Annotated in this window: 15 protein-coding genes; 3 read left to right on the plus strand and 12 right to left on the minus strand. The window is 64.5% G+C overall.

All coding sequences use genetic code 11. The features are described 5' to 3' along the window. Positions 1–399 precede the first annotated feature (399 nt). The 12 genes from AO692_RS21245 to uxaC all read right to left on the minus strand — a co-directional run bounded on the left by AO692_RS21245 (position 400) and on the right by uxaC (position 11,130). Complete coding sequence (locus AO692_RS21245) at positions 400–1,164, minus strand: hypothetical protein (RefSeq protein WP_054312045.1); 765 nt, start codon at positions 1,162–1,164, stop codon at positions 400–402. After that, on the minus strand, positions 1,161–1,694 hold the full coding sequence (locus AO692_RS21250) for an RNA polymerase sigma factor (protein ID WP_054312046.1): 534 nt from the start codon (positions 1,692–1,694) through the stop codon (positions 1,161–1,163). Before AO692_RS21250 ends, AO692_RS21245 begins: the two co-directional genes overlap by 4 nt. 100 nt (positions 1,695–1,794) lie before the next feature. Then, complete coding sequence (locus tag AO692_RS21255; RefSeq protein ID WP_244483455.1) at positions 1,795–2,055, minus strand: cytochrome c; 261 nt, start codon at positions 2,053–2,055, stop codon at positions 1,795–1,797. A 56-nt stretch (positions 2,056–2,111) separates the two neighbouring features. Further along, the gene (locus tag AO692_RS21260; protein WP_054312048.1) at positions 2,112–3,329 is read right to left on the minus strand and encodes a molybdopterin-dependent oxidoreductase; all 1,218 of its coding nucleotides are present in this window, start codon (positions 3,327–3,329) and stop codon (positions 2,112–2,114) included. Between the two features lie 643 nt (positions 3,330–3,972). After that, positions 3,973–4,293, minus strand: a complete 321-nt coding sequence (locus AO692_RS21265; protein ID WP_152979943.1) for a cupin domain-containing protein — start codon at positions 4,291–4,293, stop codon at positions 3,973–3,975. Positions 4,294–4,321: 28 nt separating this feature from the next. Continuing rightward, positions 4,322–5,086, minus strand: coding sequence for a 2-dehydro-3-deoxy-D-gluconate 5-dehydrogenase KduD (gene kduD / locus AO692_RS21270; protein ID WP_054312049.1), 765 nt, complete (start codon positions 5,084–5,086; stop codon positions 4,322–4,324). Next, positions 5,083–5,928: a 5-dehydro-4-deoxy-D-glucuronate isomerase gene (kduI, locus tag AO692_RS21275; protein ID WP_054312050.1), complete on the minus strand. Its 846-nt coding sequence runs from the start codon at positions 5,926–5,928 to the stop codon at positions 5,083–5,085. Before kduI ends, kduD begins: the two co-directional genes overlap by 4 nt. Positions 5,929–5,954: 26 nt before the next feature. Further along, on the minus strand, positions 5,955–6,728 hold the full coding sequence (locus tag AO692_RS21280) for a FadR/GntR family transcriptional regulator (RefSeq protein WP_054312051.1): 774 nt from the start codon (positions 6,726–6,728) through the stop codon (positions 5,955–5,957). Positions 6,729–6,739: 11 nt separating this feature from the next. After that, complete coding sequence (locus AO692_RS21285; protein WP_054312052.1) at positions 6,740–8,020, minus strand: TRAP transporter large permease; 1,281 nt, start codon at positions 8,018–8,020, stop codon at positions 6,740–6,742. Between the two features lie 4 nt (positions 8,021–8,024). After that, positions 8,025–8,585, minus strand: a complete 561-nt coding sequence (locus AO692_RS21290) for a TRAP transporter small permease (protein ID WP_054312053.1) — start codon at positions 8,583–8,585, stop codon at positions 8,025–8,027. A gap of 59 nt (positions 8,586–8,644) precedes the next feature. Then, positions 8,645–9,571: a TRAP transporter substrate-binding protein gene (locus AO692_RS21295; RefSeq protein ID WP_054312409.1), complete on the minus strand. Its 927-nt coding sequence runs from the start codon at positions 9,569–9,571 to the stop codon at positions 8,645–8,647. Positions 9,572–9,705: 134 nt separating this feature from the next. Continuing rightward, positions 9,706–11,130 (minus strand): glucuronate isomerase, encoded by a 1,425-nt coding sequence (gene uxaC / locus AO692_RS21300; protein WP_054312054.1) that lies wholly within the window; start codon positions 11,128–11,130, stop codon positions 9,706–9,708. Between the two features lie 213 nt (positions 11,131–11,343). On the opposite strand from uxaC, the gene AO692_RS21305 reads away from it, so the two are divergent. From AO692_RS21305 to AO692_RS21315, 3 genes are read left to right on the plus strand one after another with little or no spacing between them, the layout of a single operon-like run. Further along, positions 11,344–12,804, plus strand: a complete 1,461-nt coding sequence (locus AO692_RS21305) for a mannitol dehydrogenase family protein (protein WP_054312055.1) — start codon at positions 11,344–11,346, stop codon at positions 12,802–12,804. Next, positions 12,805–14,001, plus strand: coding sequence for a mannonate dehydratase (gene uxuA, locus AO692_RS21310; protein WP_054312056.1), 1,197 nt, complete (start codon positions 12,805–12,807; stop codon positions 13,999–14,001). It abuts the gene before it with no gap. Continuing rightward, positions 13,998–15,026 (plus strand): Gfo/Idh/MocA family oxidoreductase, encoded by a 1,029-nt coding sequence (locus AO692_RS21315; protein ID WP_054312057.1) that lies wholly within the window; start codon positions 13,998–14,000, stop codon positions 15,024–15,026. Before uxuA ends, AO692_RS21315 begins: the two co-directional genes overlap by 4 nt. Positions 15,027–15,200 lie beyond the last annotated feature (174 nt).

A 15,200-nucleotide genomic window follows, 5' to 3' on the forward strand; every position in this document is an offset into this window, starting at 1 on the left:
TGGAATAGGTTCAGCTGATGTTTGTCATGAGCCCGTCATGGAGGGGCGTTGGTTCTCTTTGCCGGCAGCGAAGTGCGAAACGATGGGCACGGACTGCTGCGCTTTGTCCACGTTCCGGAATGGATCCCCGACACTCTCCGTTCCCTCCGGTCGCTTCGAGGTCGAGGATGACGAAGGTAAAAGCGCCCCGGCAAATCTCGAACGTTGACGACGACATCCGAGGTCACTCCAGGGCGCCGACGATGATCGTTAGCCACGACAGCACATGAAATCCGTCATCCTCGACCTCGGAAGGAGCGAAGCGACTGGAGAGTGTCGGGGATCCATTCCGGAACGCTGGAGAACAAAACTGGCTGACCGTTCAGACCCCTTTTCCAGGCGGAGACAGCCCCTGTCGCCTCATCCCGTGCAGGGTTGGTGGGCCCCTTCCAGTGCCGCCATCATGTCCGGCCTCGTGGAATCGACCGGCTTGGCCGTCATGGCCTGCATCGCGTCGGCCAGAACCGCGAAACGCGTTGCGTTCAGCCTGCGAGCCACGGCTATATAGAGGAACGACTTGCTCGCCCAAACGGCCGATTGGACATTTCCGTCGTCGGTGATGCGCAAACCCTGATCCGCGCCCGTTTGCGGAATGCGGAACAGGCTGAGCCTGCACCCATGCGGTCCCTGATAACTTGCCTGGATCGCCTGCATGCCGGAGATACCCACGTCCGATCGCAACGACACCAGTGTCAGGTCCGCCTTGGTCAATTCCGGTGCCTGGAAGTCATCGATGCGCGTGGCCGGCACGGACGAATTCATGACCTTGGCCGACCATTGGTCGTGCAAGGTAAGCGCCCGGGCGATTTCCGGGGAGGCCCGCGTCTGGAGATTGGAAAAGGCCACGGCGCCGAGCCAGCCGCCGGCGAAGATCAGGCAGAACGCCGCCGCGGCGATGGCCATCCCGACGGGCGAAATGCGCGCTCCGGGAGACGGGAGTTGCACGACCGCGATTTCCGAGCCGAGGCCCTGCACCTGTTTCTTCAATCGTGCCAGCTGCTCGAACCGATGGGCAAGAGCAGGGTCCGTGGCCAGGCGGTCCCTCATCAGCCGTTGCGCATCCGGTGACAATTCGCCGTCCACATAGGCATTCAGCGCCTCAAGATCGCGATCGATATCGTTCATGCTTTTCTTGCGTTTCCTGAAAAGGGGACGACACGCGGTGCCTCGTCGACCAGCAGCTTTCCCAGTGCCTCGCGTGCGCGGCTGATCCGGCTCATCACCGTACCGCGCGGAACGTTCAGCAGGTCGGCGGCCTCCTGGTAGCTGAATCCGGAAATATCGACCAGCGCCAGCACTTCCCGGTGGTCGTGCGAAAGGCGCTCGAATGCCTGCCTGAGCGCGAATGTTTCCACCGTCACGCTTTCGAGCGAAACGGGCATGCCCAACATCATGTCGCACAGTGTTTCATTGGCCTGCGAACGTCGCTGATCGGCGCGGATCTGGTCTATCCAGAGGTTGCGCATGATGGTGAAGAGCCAGGCACGGAAGGCGGGTTCCGCTACAGGACGATCACGGGCGCTGGCCGCGCGCACCAGGCAATCCTGCAGCAGATCGCGCGCACGGTCGTGGTCGCGGGTAATGGCGACCGCATAGCCGTAGAGCCGTTGCTGATGGCGCGTGATGCGCTCCTCAAAGCGTGCGCGCGTCAGCATCGTTCCTTTCCTGGCTTCCCGCTCGGACATCGCTCCATGGAAAAGGAAAGCGGCTGCCCCGGGGCGCTGGGTTACGGTGTTCGATCTTACAGCGTCCTTCTCAATAGGTCGCGGAAAGATAATCGGCGATGCCTTTCAAGTCTGCATCCTCAATAGGCGCACCATAGGTCTTCTTCATCTTCTTGACTTCCGCCTCCCAGAAGGAAGCCCCCATCCGGGGCGGCTGGGTGTTGATGTAATCGGCGGAATGGCAAGCCGTGCAGTTGGTCTGCGCCAGTTCGACACCCGGCCCCGGCCTGAACTCGGCGGTTTCGTCCGGCAATTCATAGCTATCGGCCAAGGCATAACCGCCGGCCAGCATGGCGGCCGCGGCGACGACGAGGACCTTGATGGAAACGAATTTCATGATCTTCCTCCTCAAGCCGCGACGACCCTGGTGGTCTCGATGACGTTGCGCATGTAGCCGGAAGGATTCCAGGGCTGCTTTTCAGGTTGCGTCTTGCCCTCGTTGGAGGTGGCGCGCACCCGCAACTCATGCTCGCCTTTGGCGAGCTTCACGGTGGCGGTCCATTCACGGAAGGAATATTTGCCAAGATCCTCGCCCAGGGCGGTCGGCTGCCAGGTCTTGCCGCCGTCGCTCGACACGGCCACCTCCTTGATGCCGGAACCGCCGTCGAAGGCGATGCCGCGCAGCTTGAGCGGCGCTTCCGCCTGAACCTTGTCGCCCTCCATCACGCTGGTTATGAAGGAGCGCACCTTGAACCTGTTGATGGGAACCGTCTTTTCAGCCGGCTTGCCGGGTTCGGTGCAGGCGCAATCGTTGTCGGGGATGCGATAGGCGGTCTTCATCCAGAAATTGTCGAGCGGCTTGTCCAGCACCGTGATCTCGTTGAGGTGCTTGACCCAATAGGTGCCGTACCAGCCCGGCACGACCAGCCGCACGGGGAACCCGTTGAGCCACGGAAGGTCCTCGCCGTTCATCGCGTAGGCGATCATCACCTCGCCGTCGCGGGCATGGTCGATGTCGAGCGCCTTGGCGAAATCCGGCGTTTCCGCCAGCGGTGGCCCATCCAGCCCGCCGAACGACACCTGCACGGCACCTGGCTTGACCCCTGCCTTGTCCAGCACGGCTTTCAGCGGCACGCCCTTCCAGCGCGCATTGCCCATGGCGCCATTGCCCAGCTGGCCACCGCCCATGCGCGGCTCGAAGAAACCGCGGCTGTTGCCCGAGCATTGATGGACGGCGACCATCTCGACCGGATCATGCAGCGACTTCAACGCATCGAGGGAAAGTGACACGGGCTTTTCGACAAGGCCCTTGACCTCGATGCGATAGGCTGCGGGATCGATGTCGAGCGGAACATCGGACAGATGATAGCGCACGAAGAAAGCGTCGTTGGGTGTGATGAGGCCTTCGTTGAAGACGCTGAATGGCGTTTCAAGCTGCGGCGGCCGCGCGGTCTGCCCGATCAGCGCACGCTTGCCCGGATATTTCACCAGCGGACGTTCGCCATTGGCAAACGGCAAGGTGGCGATTTCGGCGGCGCGTGCCGCCAGCCCCGAAAAAGCAAGTCCTCCGGCGGCTCCAAGAGCAGCCGAACCGGCAGTCTTGAGCATCAGACGTCTGCTGATCATTCGTTCCTCCAATTTTTGTGTCAGAGGAGACGAGCGCCGCGACCGGAATATTCCATGCGTCTGGAAAAAAATGTTTGGGAAATTCGATCCGTGGAACGGGCACCAGCGTTCGACGCCCGTCAGTTCGATCGGTTCGCGCTAGATCGCTTCACCGTTTCACGGAAGCGGCCACCTGCTGAGATGCCAAGCTTGGAGACAACGCCGCGTACCCACAGTGCCGCCAGGGGCGTCGGCGTCGGCACCATCGTTGGAGATTGGCCGAGACGCCCTTTACCCTCGTCATCCTCGACCTCGTAAGGAGCGAAGCGACTGGAGAGTGTCGGGGATCCATTCCGGAACACTGATGGTAAGAACGCTGATGGAAACGGAACCAACTCCGGCCGATCGGGCAAAATTGATGCTTGGACCGCTGCGCCTGCGTCCATGTTCCGGAATGGATCCCCGACACTCTTCGCTCCCTTCGGTCGCTCAGAGGTCGAGGATGACGGACTTCATTTGCTGCCAACGCTGATTGTCACCGTCGGATCCACGCCAGAGCAATTCCAGGGAATGTGTAACGGTTCCCGTCCGGAATTGCGTAAAACAAAGAGTTGGAGCGTTTCCGCTTTCCGTGAAAAACGGGAACACCCTACAGGCTGTTGGGCTAAACAAAATCGGCGCGGTGCGGGGTGAAGCTGTCGACGAGACGGCCCGCCTCGAGTGCCCGCACGCCGTGGACGAGGTTCGACGGCACGATGAAGCTATCGCCCGCATCGAGCGTCTCCACCCTGCCGTCGATGGTCACCTCGAAGCGTCCCTCCGCAACATAGCTCGCCTGCACATGGGGATGCGAATGCAGGGCGCCGACGCCGCCCTTGTCGAAGCCGAACTCGACCACCATAAGCTCGTCGGTATGGACCAGCACGCGGCGGCGGTTGCCGTCCGGCGTGGCGGTCCATTCGCGGTCGACAGCGCGGGAAAACATCTCGGTCTCTTTCACGATCGACACTCCTTCAACGCGCAAGCCAGCCGCCGTCCACCGGCACCACCGCGCCATGCATGTATTTCGAGGCCGGCGCCAGCAGGAACACGGCGGCGTCGCCGATGTCGCCTGGTTCGCCCCAGCGGCCGGCCGGGATGCGGCCGAGGATGGCGGCGTTGCGGTCGGGATCGTTGCGCAGCGCCTCGGTGTTGTTGGAGACGATATAGCCGGGCGCGATGGCGTTGACGTTGATGCCCCTGGCGGCCCATTCGCAAGCGAGCAGCCGGGTAATGCCGAGCACGCCGTGCTTGGAGGCGGTGTAGGACGCGACCCGGATGCCGCCCTGGAAGGACAGCAGCGAGGCGATGTTGACGACGCGCGCCGTGCGGCCGGCGGCCAGCACCTTGCGGGCGAAAGCCTGGGTCAGGAAGAACAGGGATTTCAGGTTGACGTCCATGACGTCGTCCCAATCCTCTTCGGTGAAGTCGATCGCGTCGGCACGGCGGATGATGCCGGCATTGTTGACGATGCCGTCGATCGGCCCATGTTCCTCCCAGGCCGCGTCCAGCATCGCGGCCGCGGCCTGGTGATCGCCAAGGTCGCAGGCGATGGGCGAAAAGGAAGCGCCGATTGCCGCGAGTTGAGCGGCGGTCTCATCCATGGCCGAGCGGCCGACACCCAGAACGGCACCGCCGGCCTTGCCGACAGAAATGGCGATGCCCTGGCCGATGCCGGTGTTGGCGCCGGTCACCAGGATGCGCTGGCCCTCCAGGCTGAAGGCGGAAAGATCGCTCACCGCAGTTCGCCGATATCGACCGGATCGACGTCGGTGTAGTCGACATTGTCGCCCGCCATCGCCCAGATGAAGGCGTAGTTGGACGTGCCCGCCCCGGAATGGATCGACCAGCCCGGCGACAGCACCGCCTCCTCGTTCTTCATGACGATGTGGCGGGTCTCGTCCGGTTCGCCCATGAGATGGAACACGCGCGCGCCCTCGGCGAGATCGAAATAGAGATAGGCCTCCATGCGCCGGTCATGGACGTGGCACGGCATGGTGTTCCACACCGAGCCCGGCGCCAGCTGCGTCATGCCGACGACCAGCTGGCAGGTCTTCGCGCCTTCGGGATGGATGAACTGGAAGATCGAGCGTTCGTTCGAGGTCTGCTGGCTGCCGAGGTCGAGCCGCCTGGCATCGGCGATGCGGATCAGCTTTGACGGAAGCTCCTGATGCGCGGGCGCGCTCAGCAGGTAGAACTTCGCCGGGTTCTGCGGATCGGCCGAGGCGAAGGAAACCGCTTCGGTGCCCTTGCCGACATAGACCATGTCGCGCGTGCCGGCATGGAAGGTCTCGCTGCCCGCCTGCACGGTGCCGGCGCCGCCGATGTTGACGGCGATCAGTTCACGCCGGTCGAGGAAGTTCTTCGTCCCGGTCGGCTTGATCGCCTCCAGCGTGAGCGGGCTGTCCAGCGGGACCGCACCGCCGACGACCATGCGGTCGTAATGGGTGTAGGTGAGATGGACCGCGCCGGCATGGAAGAGATCGCCGATATGGAAGTTGTGGCGCAACTCGTCCGTGCCCATGGCCGCCGCGGCATTGGGGTCGATGGCATAACGGGACGAATAGCTGGTGGCTGTCATGTCGGGATGCTCTTTCTGGATTACGGTCAGGGCTTCTTTGGTGATTTCTCGGCGGCCAGATAGTCCGACTGCTGGGTGGTGAGGCGCTGGCGGTAGCGATCCTGCGCGGCGATCAGATGCGCGCGCATGGCTGCGCGGGCCGCATCCGCGTCTCCGGCGGAAATGGCCTGCAGGATCGAGAGATGCTCGCGTTGCAGGCCGGTCAGATATTCGTTCGACAGCACCTCGACCGAGTACCAGGGCGAGGCGCGGTCGCAGGGGATGGTACGGTCGCCGAGCGCATCGAGGATCTCGACATAGAACGGATTGTTGGTGGCCGAGGCGATCTCGCGGTGGAAGGCGAAGTCGGCCTTGCCGGTGGGTTCGCCGAGATGCAGCAGGCGGTCGAATTCGAAGAAGGCTTCCTGGATCAGCGCCTCCTGCGCGGCGTTGCGGCGCATGGCGGCCAGCCCCGCGCTCTCGATCTCGATGCCCATGCGCACTTCCAGCACGTTGATCGCCTGGCTGACCTTCTTGATCTCCTGGCTGAAGGAGGAAAAGGTCAGCGCCGGGTGCTCGAGCACGAAGACGCCGGCGCCCTGCCTGGATTCCACCAGGCCGTCGGCGGCAAGGCTTGCCATCGCCTCGCGGATCACGGTGCGCGAAACGCCGAAGGTCTCCGTCATCTGCCCTTCCGTCGGCAGCTTCTGGCCGGGCATGATCTGGCCGCTGACGATCTGGGCGCGCAAGGTCGCCACCACGCGCTCGGCGAGCTTGGGTTTGCGTTCGATGCGCAGGTCTTCGACGGTTTCTGATGCCATGATTTAGATGCCTATCTGAATACGCTCGGCAGCCAGAGCGAGAGCGCGGGTATGTAGGTGACCAGGCCTAATACCACGAGGCCGGCGGCATAGAAGGGCCAGATGGAGCGCATCGCCTCCCACACCGAGATCTTGCCGACCGCGCAGGCGACGAACTGCACTGCCCCCACCGGCGGCGTGTTCAGCCCGATGCCGAAGTTCAGGATCATGATGACGCCGAAATGCACCGGGTCGACGCCATAGGCTACCGCCACCGGCAGGAAGATCGGCGTGCAGATGATGATGGTCGGCCCCATGTCCATGAAGGTGCCCAGCACCAGCATCAGCACATTGATCAAGAGCAGGATGATGATCGGGTTGTCGGAGATCGTGTTCATCCAGGCAATCAGCGATGCCGGCACGCGCATGAACGCCATCAGCCAGGAAAAGGCGGCTGCCATGCCGATGATCAGAAGCACCATCGCCGTGGTGCGCACCGCGCCGAAGGTGGCGTGCACGAAGTCGTTCCAGGTCATGCGGCGATAGACGAAGGTGGTGACCGCGAGCGCGTAGAGCACGGCGATGCAGGAGCTTTCGGTGGCGGTGAACACGCCCGAACGCACGCCGCCGAAGATGATGCCGATCAGGAGCAGGCCGGGGATCGAGATCAGGAAATACTGGCCAACCTTGGCAAACCCCGGAAACGGCTCGGTCGGATAGCCGCGCGAGCGCGCGACGAAATAGGCGGTCACCATCAGGGCGGCGGCGTAGAGCAGGCCAGGGATGACGCCGGCGGTGAACAGGTCGGCGATCGAGATCTTTCCGCCGGCGGAGATCGAATAGATGATCATGTTGTGCGAGGGCGGCAGCATCAGCGCGATCAGCGCCGCCATCGAGGTGACGTTGACGGCGTAGTCGGCGCCATAGCCGCGCTGCTTCATCTGCGGGATCATGACGCCGCCGACAGCCGCTGCCTCCGCCACCGCAGAGCCGGAAATGCCGCCGAACAGCGTCGCGGTGACGATGTTGACCTGGCCGAGGCCGCCGCGGATATGGCCGACCAGCGAGGCCGCGAAGGCGATGATCTTCTGCGCGATGCCGCCGCGCACCATCAGGTCGCCGGCATAGATGAAGAACGGGATGGCCAGCATCGAGAACACGCTCATGCCGGAGTTGAGCCGCTGGAAGACGACAAGCGGCGGCAGGCCCATATAGAGCACCGTGGCGAAGGAAGACACGCCGAGGCAGAAGGCGATCGGCGTGCCGATCAGCATCAACAGGGTGAAGACACCGAAGAGGATCAGGATTTCCATCGCGTCAGGCCTTCACTTTGGCGGTGTCGAGTTCGGCGGCGACTTCCGCCGGCGGCAATTCGTCGAGGATGTCGTCGATCGGCTGCCCCGCCAGCCTCAGCACCATGCGCTCCAGCGAAAACAGACAGACCAGGGCACCGCCGACGACCAGCGGCACGTAGTCCCAGCCGCCCGAGATGCGCAGCGACGGCAGCGTGGTATTCCAGGTCAGCATGACGAGCTGTGACCCGTACCAGACCATGCCGACGCCGAAGGCGAAGGCGACGGTGTCGGAGATCATGCGCAGCCAGGCCTTGCCGCCGCTCGGCACGACATAGAGCAGCACGTCGAAGCCCATATGGTAGTTCTCGCGCACGCCGACGGCGGCGCCCAGGAAGATGAACCAGCTCATCAGCATGACGGCGCCGGGTTCGGTCCAGCTCGGCGAGTCGTTCAGCACGTAGCGGCAGAACACCTGCCAGGCGACGATCGCCGTCATCACCACCAGGCCGGCGCCGGCCAGCCAGAGCGACAGCGTGCTCAGCCAGGACAGTGCCTTGGCCGTTCTTTCCAGTCTTGCAGGCATGGTCTCTTGCTTTCCAAGAAGAATGGACAGGCCGGATCACGACCTGTCCATCGACTGCGTCACTGCACGGCCTGAACGTCTTCGACCAGCTTCTTCAGCACCGGATCGGTGATGTGCTTTTCGTAGACGGGCTTCATGGCGTCGATGAAGCTCTGCTTGTCCGGGCTGGTGATCTTGGCGCCTGCCGCCTCCACCTTGGAGCGCGACTCGGCGGTCTTGGCGGCCCACAATTCGCGCTGCTTGGCGACGCTGTCCTTGGCTGCCTGTTTGAAGATCGCCTGGTCTTCCGGCGTCAGCTTGTCGAAGGCGGCCTTGTTCATCACGAACACTTCCGGAAGGATGGTGTGTTCATCGAGCGAGAAGTTCTTCGCCACCTCGAAATGCTTCGCCGTGTCGTAGCTCGGGAAGTTGTTCTCGGCACCGTCGATGACGCCGGTTTCGATCGCCGAATAGACTTCGCCATAAGGCATCGGCGTCGCATTGGCGCCGAGGGCCGCCACCATGTCGACGAAGATGTCCGACTGGATGACGCGGAACTTCAGCCCCTTCATGTCGGCCACCGAATTGATTGGCTTCTGCTTGTTGTAGAAAGAGCGCGAACCGGCGTCGTAGAACGCCAGCGCCACCAGTCCGGCCGGCTCGAACGCCGCCTTGATCTGGTCGCCGATGGCGCCGTCCATCACCTTGTGCATATGGTCTTCCGAGCGGAAGATGTAGGGCAGCGCCGGAACGATGGTTTCCTTCACCGTGCCGTTGAAGGGCGCCATGGAAACGCGATTGAGCTCGATGACGCCCGAACGCACCTGCTCGATCGTGTCCTTCTCCTCGCCGAGCTGGGCCGAGTGATAGACCTCGACCGCATAACGGCCGGCCGTGCGCTCCTTGACCAGCTCACCGAAATACTTGACGGCCTCGACGGTCGGATATCCGTCGGGGTGCGTGTCGGACGATTTCAGCACGGTCTGGGCAAGTGCCGTTCCGGTCATCAGGGATGCGGCAAGCAGCGCCAGACCGGCCAAAGCAAAAGAACAAAGCGTTGGAGCGTTTCCGCGTTTCCGTGGAAAACGGAAACGCTCTGGTTTCGAAAAATGCAGCATTGGTTCCTCCCATTTATTATTCGCTAGAGTCGGTACGCCCTCTTTGCCAGCGCATAGGCCAGCTCCGGCGCCAGCTCGCGCGCCTCGTCCTCCCTCAGGCGATGCTCTGAAACGAGGCGGGCGAGAAAGGCGCAGTCGACCCGGCGCGCCACGTCGTGGCGGGCCGGTATGGATGGAAAGGCGCGGGTGTCGTCGTTGAAGCCGACGGTGTTGTAGAAGCCGGCGCTTTCGGTGGTCATCTCGCGGAAGCGGCGCATGCCTTCCGGGCTGTCGTGGAACCACCAGGCGGGGCCGAGCCGCAGCGCCGGATAGACGCCGGCGAGCGGCGCCAGTTCGCGCGCGTAGCTGGTCTCGTCCAGCGTGAAGAGGATGACGGTGAGGTCGCGTTCGAGCCCGACAGCGTCGAGCAGCGGCTTCAGCGCCGCGACATAGTCGGTGCGGTTCGGGATGTCGAAGCCCTTGTCGCGGCCGAAGCGCTTGAGCATGGCCGGCGAATGGTTGCGCCAGGAACCTGGATGGATCTGCAGCACCAGCCCGTCGTCGAGGCTCATCTTCGCCATCTCGGTCAGCATCTGGGCGCGGAACAGCCGGCGCTCGCGCTCGTCGGTCGAACCGGCGCGGATGCGGTTGAACAGTTCCTGCGCGGCGGTCGGCGAAAGATTGGCGGTGTCGGCCGTGGCATGGCCGTGATCGGTCGAGGTGGCGCCGTAGCTCTTGAAATAGCCGCGGCGCTGGCGGTGCGCATCGAGATAACCGGCCCAACTGCCGGTGTCGCAGCCGGTGATCTCGCCGAGGCGGTCGAGATTGCCGGCGAAACCTTCGAAATCGGGATCCACCACCGCGTCCGGCCGGTAGGCGGATACGACACGGCCCTGCCAGCCGCTGTCGCGGATCTGCCGGTGCCAGGCAAGATCGTCCAGCGCGCCATCGGTGGTGGCGATCACCTCGATGTTGAACCGCTCGAACAGCGCACGCGGCCGGAATTCGTCGCGCCGCAGGCAATCGGCGATTGTGTCGTAGTGGCGGTCGGCATTCGCCGCGCTCAGCGGTTCGGTGATGCCGAAGAGATCGGTCAGCACATGGTCGAACCACAGCCGGGTCGGCGTGCCGCGGAACAGAAAATAGTTCTCGGCGAACAGGCGCCAGATCCTGCGGCCGTCGGTCTCGACCGGTGCGCCGTCGAGCGTCGGCACGCCAAGGTCTTCCAGCCGGATGCCCTGGCTGAACAGCATGCGAAAAACATAGTGGTCCGGCACGATCAGAAGCTGCGCCGGGTCCGAGAACGGCTCGTTGAGCGCGTACCAGCGCGGCTCGGTATGCCCGTGCGGGCTGACGATCGGAAGGGATTTGACGAGACCGTAGAGGTCGCGCGCGATCTGGCGAACCGACGGCTCGGCCGGAAACAGCAAGTCTGGATCGACAAGTGAACTGGCGACGGGCGAGCTCATGGAACCGTGCCGCTCCTCCTTCGGCGCTTTAATGGCTAGGAGCAGCACGAAGTAATGTCAACATACAAAAACTGTCATGTTGTATGATAACTTTGTTGCGCCTTTCCGGACCCCGGTGTACGCAACGGACATGACGTTGCGTATGGTCGGGTTTTCAGCGAAATCCGAACCAGCGGCTTCGGGGAGGAATGCCATGACAAAGAGAACGGTCGCGTGACGGGCTTGTCCAACGCATCGCTCGCTGCTTTGCCGGCGGATATCGGGCGCCCGCGCTACGATCGTTCGGTGGTAACGCCGGGCATCGTGCACCTCGGCGTCGGCGCCTTCCATCGCGCGCACCAGGCCGTCTATGTCGACGACTGCCTGGCCGCCGGCGAAACCGGCTGGGGCATCGTCGGCGCCTCGCTGCGCAGCACGGACACACGCGACGCCCTTGCGCCGCAGGACGGCCTCTACACGCTGGCGGTGCGCGGCGGCGAAGGCGAAGAGCTGCGCGTTGTCGGCTCGATCCTGTCGCTGCTCGTCGCGCCCGAGGATCCGGCAAGGTTGCTGGAGGCGCTCTGCCTGCCGTCGGTGCGCATCGTCACGCTGACCGTCACCGAAAAGGCCTATCTGCGCAATGCGGCGGGAGGCCTCGACTTCGCCCATGCCGACATCGTGTGGGACCTCGCCCACCACGACCGCCCGAAGACCGTCTACGGCTTCCTCACCGAGGCCATCGCCCGCCGGCAGGGGACGGCGCCGTTCACCGTGCTTTGCTGCGACAACCTGCCGGCCAATGGCGCAACGCTGCGCCGCCTGCTGTTCGAATTCACCGAGGCCCGCGACAAGAAGCTGGCCGCCTATATCGAACGGTCGATCGCCTTTCCATCCAGCATGGTCGACCGTATCGTGCCGGCGACGACCGACGCCGACCGCGCCCATGTCGCCGCTGCGCTCGGCGTGGCGGATGCCTGGCCGGTGCGCACCGAACCGTTCAGCCAATGGGTGGTCGAGGACCGCTTTCCGGCGGGCCGGCCGGCCTGGGAGCGGTTCGGCGTCACCATGGTGGAGGACGTCCGCCCGTTCGAGGACATGAAGCTTCGCCTGCTCAACGGCTCGCATTCGGCGATCGCCTATCTCGGCCTGCTTTCCGGCCACGAGACGGTGGCGGATGCCTTCGGCGACCCGGCGATCCGGCGTTTCGTGCAGGGGCTTTGGGCCGAGGCCATCCCGACCCTGCCCGGCAACGCCGGCCTTGACCCAGAGACCTATACCGGGAGCCTGACGGCCCGTTACGACAATCCGGCCCTGCAGCACCGCACCGCGCAGATCGCCAATGACGGCAGCCAGAAACTGCCGCAGCGCATCGTGGCGACGGCCGTCGAACAGCTTCGGCGCGGCGCACCGGTCGATCACCTGACGCTGGCCATCGCCGCCTGGATCGCGGCCTGCGAGGCGCGCGGCCGCACGCTCGACGCAGGCCTGTTCACCGATCCGCTCGACGCGCAGCTCACGATGATATTTGCCGGCTCACCGTCTGCCGCCGACACCGTCTCGCAGGTGTTCGCCCATGCCGGCTTCGCCTCGCAGCAGGCAGAGCGGACGGAACTGCAAAGGGCCGTGGCCACCCATCTCGAAACCGTTCGCGCCGCCGGTATAAGCGCCGCCCTATCAACGCTCGCGGGGGAATAAATGGAACAGACCTGGCGCTGGTTCGGGCCCGACGATCCGGTCACGCTCGCACATGTCACACAGGCCGGCGCCACCGGCATCGTCAGCGCGCTGCATCACATGAACGATGGCCGCGTCTGGCCGGACGACGAGATCGCCAGACGCAAGCAGGAGATCGGACGGGCCGGCCTGAGCTGGCCGGTGGTCGAGAGCATCGTCGTGCACGAAGAGATCAAGACCCGCACCGGCCGCTATCGCGACTGGATCGAAAACTACAAGCAGTCGATCCGCGCCGTCGCCAAGGCCGGCATCCGCACGATCTGCTACAACTTCATGGCCATTACCGACTGGACGCGCACCGACCTCGATTTCGCCATGCCGCATGGCGGCACGGCACTGCGCTTCGATGCGGTCGACTTCTGCGCCTATGACGTGCAGGTGCTGAAGCGCGCCGGCGCCGAGGCCGACCATCCGCCCGAGCGCATCGAGGCCGCGCGCAAACGCCTGGCCGGGATGAGCGAAAGCAAGCTCGCGACGCTGGAGCAGAACCTCATCGGCTGGGTGCCGGCGCGGGAATTCATCTTCGACCGCGACAGCTTCCGGCGCGCGCTCGACGTCTATCGCGACATCTCGCTGGAGGGTTTCCGCGACAATCTCTTCGCCTTCCTGCGCGAGATCGTGCCGGTGGCGGAAGAGGCCGGCGTGCGCATGGCGATCCATCCCGACGATCCGCCCTTCCCGATCTTCGGCCTGCCACGGGTGGTTTCCACGGCGGCCGATGCGCGCAAGCTGCTCGACGCCTGCCGCTCGCCGTCGAATGGGCTGACGCTGTGCGCCGGATCCTATGGCGCCAACCCCGCCAACGATCTTGTCGCCATGGCCGGCGAGTTCGCCCCCGACATCCACTTCGCGCATCTGCGCAATGTGACGAAGGAGCCAGACGGATCCTTCCACGAAGCCGAGCACCTCGAAGGCGACACCAACATGGTGCGCCTGGTGGCGGCGCTGATGCGGGAGGAAGCGCGGCGCAAGGCGGAAGGGCGCGCCGACTGGCAGATCCCGATGCGGCCCGACCACGGCCACGCCATCGTCGACGACATCGGCAAGAAGGTGAATCCCGGCTATTCCTGCATCGGCCGCCTGAAGGGTCTGGCGGAGCTGCGCGGCATCATGCGCAGTTTCGAGACCTTTGGCATTCCGGCCGAGGCTGGCCGATGAGCCGGCTGCGCCTCGGCATGATCGGCCTTGGCATGGCATCGGCGCCGCATGCCAGAAGCCTGCTCGACCTTGCCGACCGTGTCGAGGTGGTCGCTGCCTACAGCCCGACGCCGGCGCGCCGCGAGGCTTTCGCGAAAAGCTACGGCCTGCCTGTTGGCGACGACCCCGCTGCGATCTTCGACGACCGCGGCATCGACGCCGTCCTCATCCTGACGCCGCCCAACACGCATCTCGACCTGGTGCGGCGCGCGGCCGCAAGCGGCAAGCACATCCTGCTCGAAAAACCGCTGGAAACCAGCCTCGGGCGCGCCGAGGCGCTGGTGGCGGCGGCGGAGGAAGCGAAGGTGAAGCTCGGCATGGTGCTGCAGCATCGGTTCCGGCCGACCGGGGCGGCACTGGCCGAGATGGTCAGCAGCGGCCGGCTGGGCACGGTGGTCAGCGCGTCCGCGCGCCTGAACAACTGGCGGCCGCAAGACTATTACGACCAGCCCGGGCGCGGCACCAAGGCACGCGACGGCGGCGGCGTGCTCTTGACCCAGGCGATCCACACGCTGGACCTTTTGATCGCGGTGGCCGGCGCGCCGGACGAAGTGACGGCCTACGCGGTGACGAGCCCGGTGCACCGCATGGAGACCGAGGATCTGGTGGCCGGCGCCATGCGTTTCGACAATGGCGCCATCGGCTCCGTCACCGCCACCACCGCGGCCTATCCCGGCCATCCCGACGCCATCGACATCATCGGCACCAAGGGCATGGCACGGCTGGAAGGCACGAGACTGTCGGCCGCCTTCCATGACGGCAGCGAATACCAGCTCGAGGACGAAGCGCCCGGCGGCGGCACCGGCGCCGATCCGATGGCGTTTTCCCACCAGCACCACCGCGCGGTGCTGAGCGATTTCCTCGACGCCGTCGCGACAGGGCGGGAGCCGAAAGTCAGCGGCCGCGAGGCGCTGAAGGTGCATCGGCTGATCGAGGCGCTGCTGGCGTCTTCCGAAAGTGGCAAGCCGCGGAAGGTGCAGTGTTGAGAGGAACGCAGCGCTGGTATCTCCCCCCTTGCGGGGGAGAAAGCGATTTCAGCATCTTAGCGAGCACGCCCGCAGGGCGGCACAGCTAAGTGCTAGAAATCGCAAGAGAGGGGATTTGCCGGCACAACGTCGGCAATCTGCTCTCAAAACGCCCTGCTTCGGAGATGCAGAAGA

The sequence above is a fragment of the Mesorhizobium sp. 1M-11 genome (assembly GCF_001303895.1).
Taxonomy (GTDB): domain Bacteria; phylum Pseudomonadota; class Alphaproteobacteria; order Rhizobiales; family Rhizobiaceae; genus Mesorhizobium.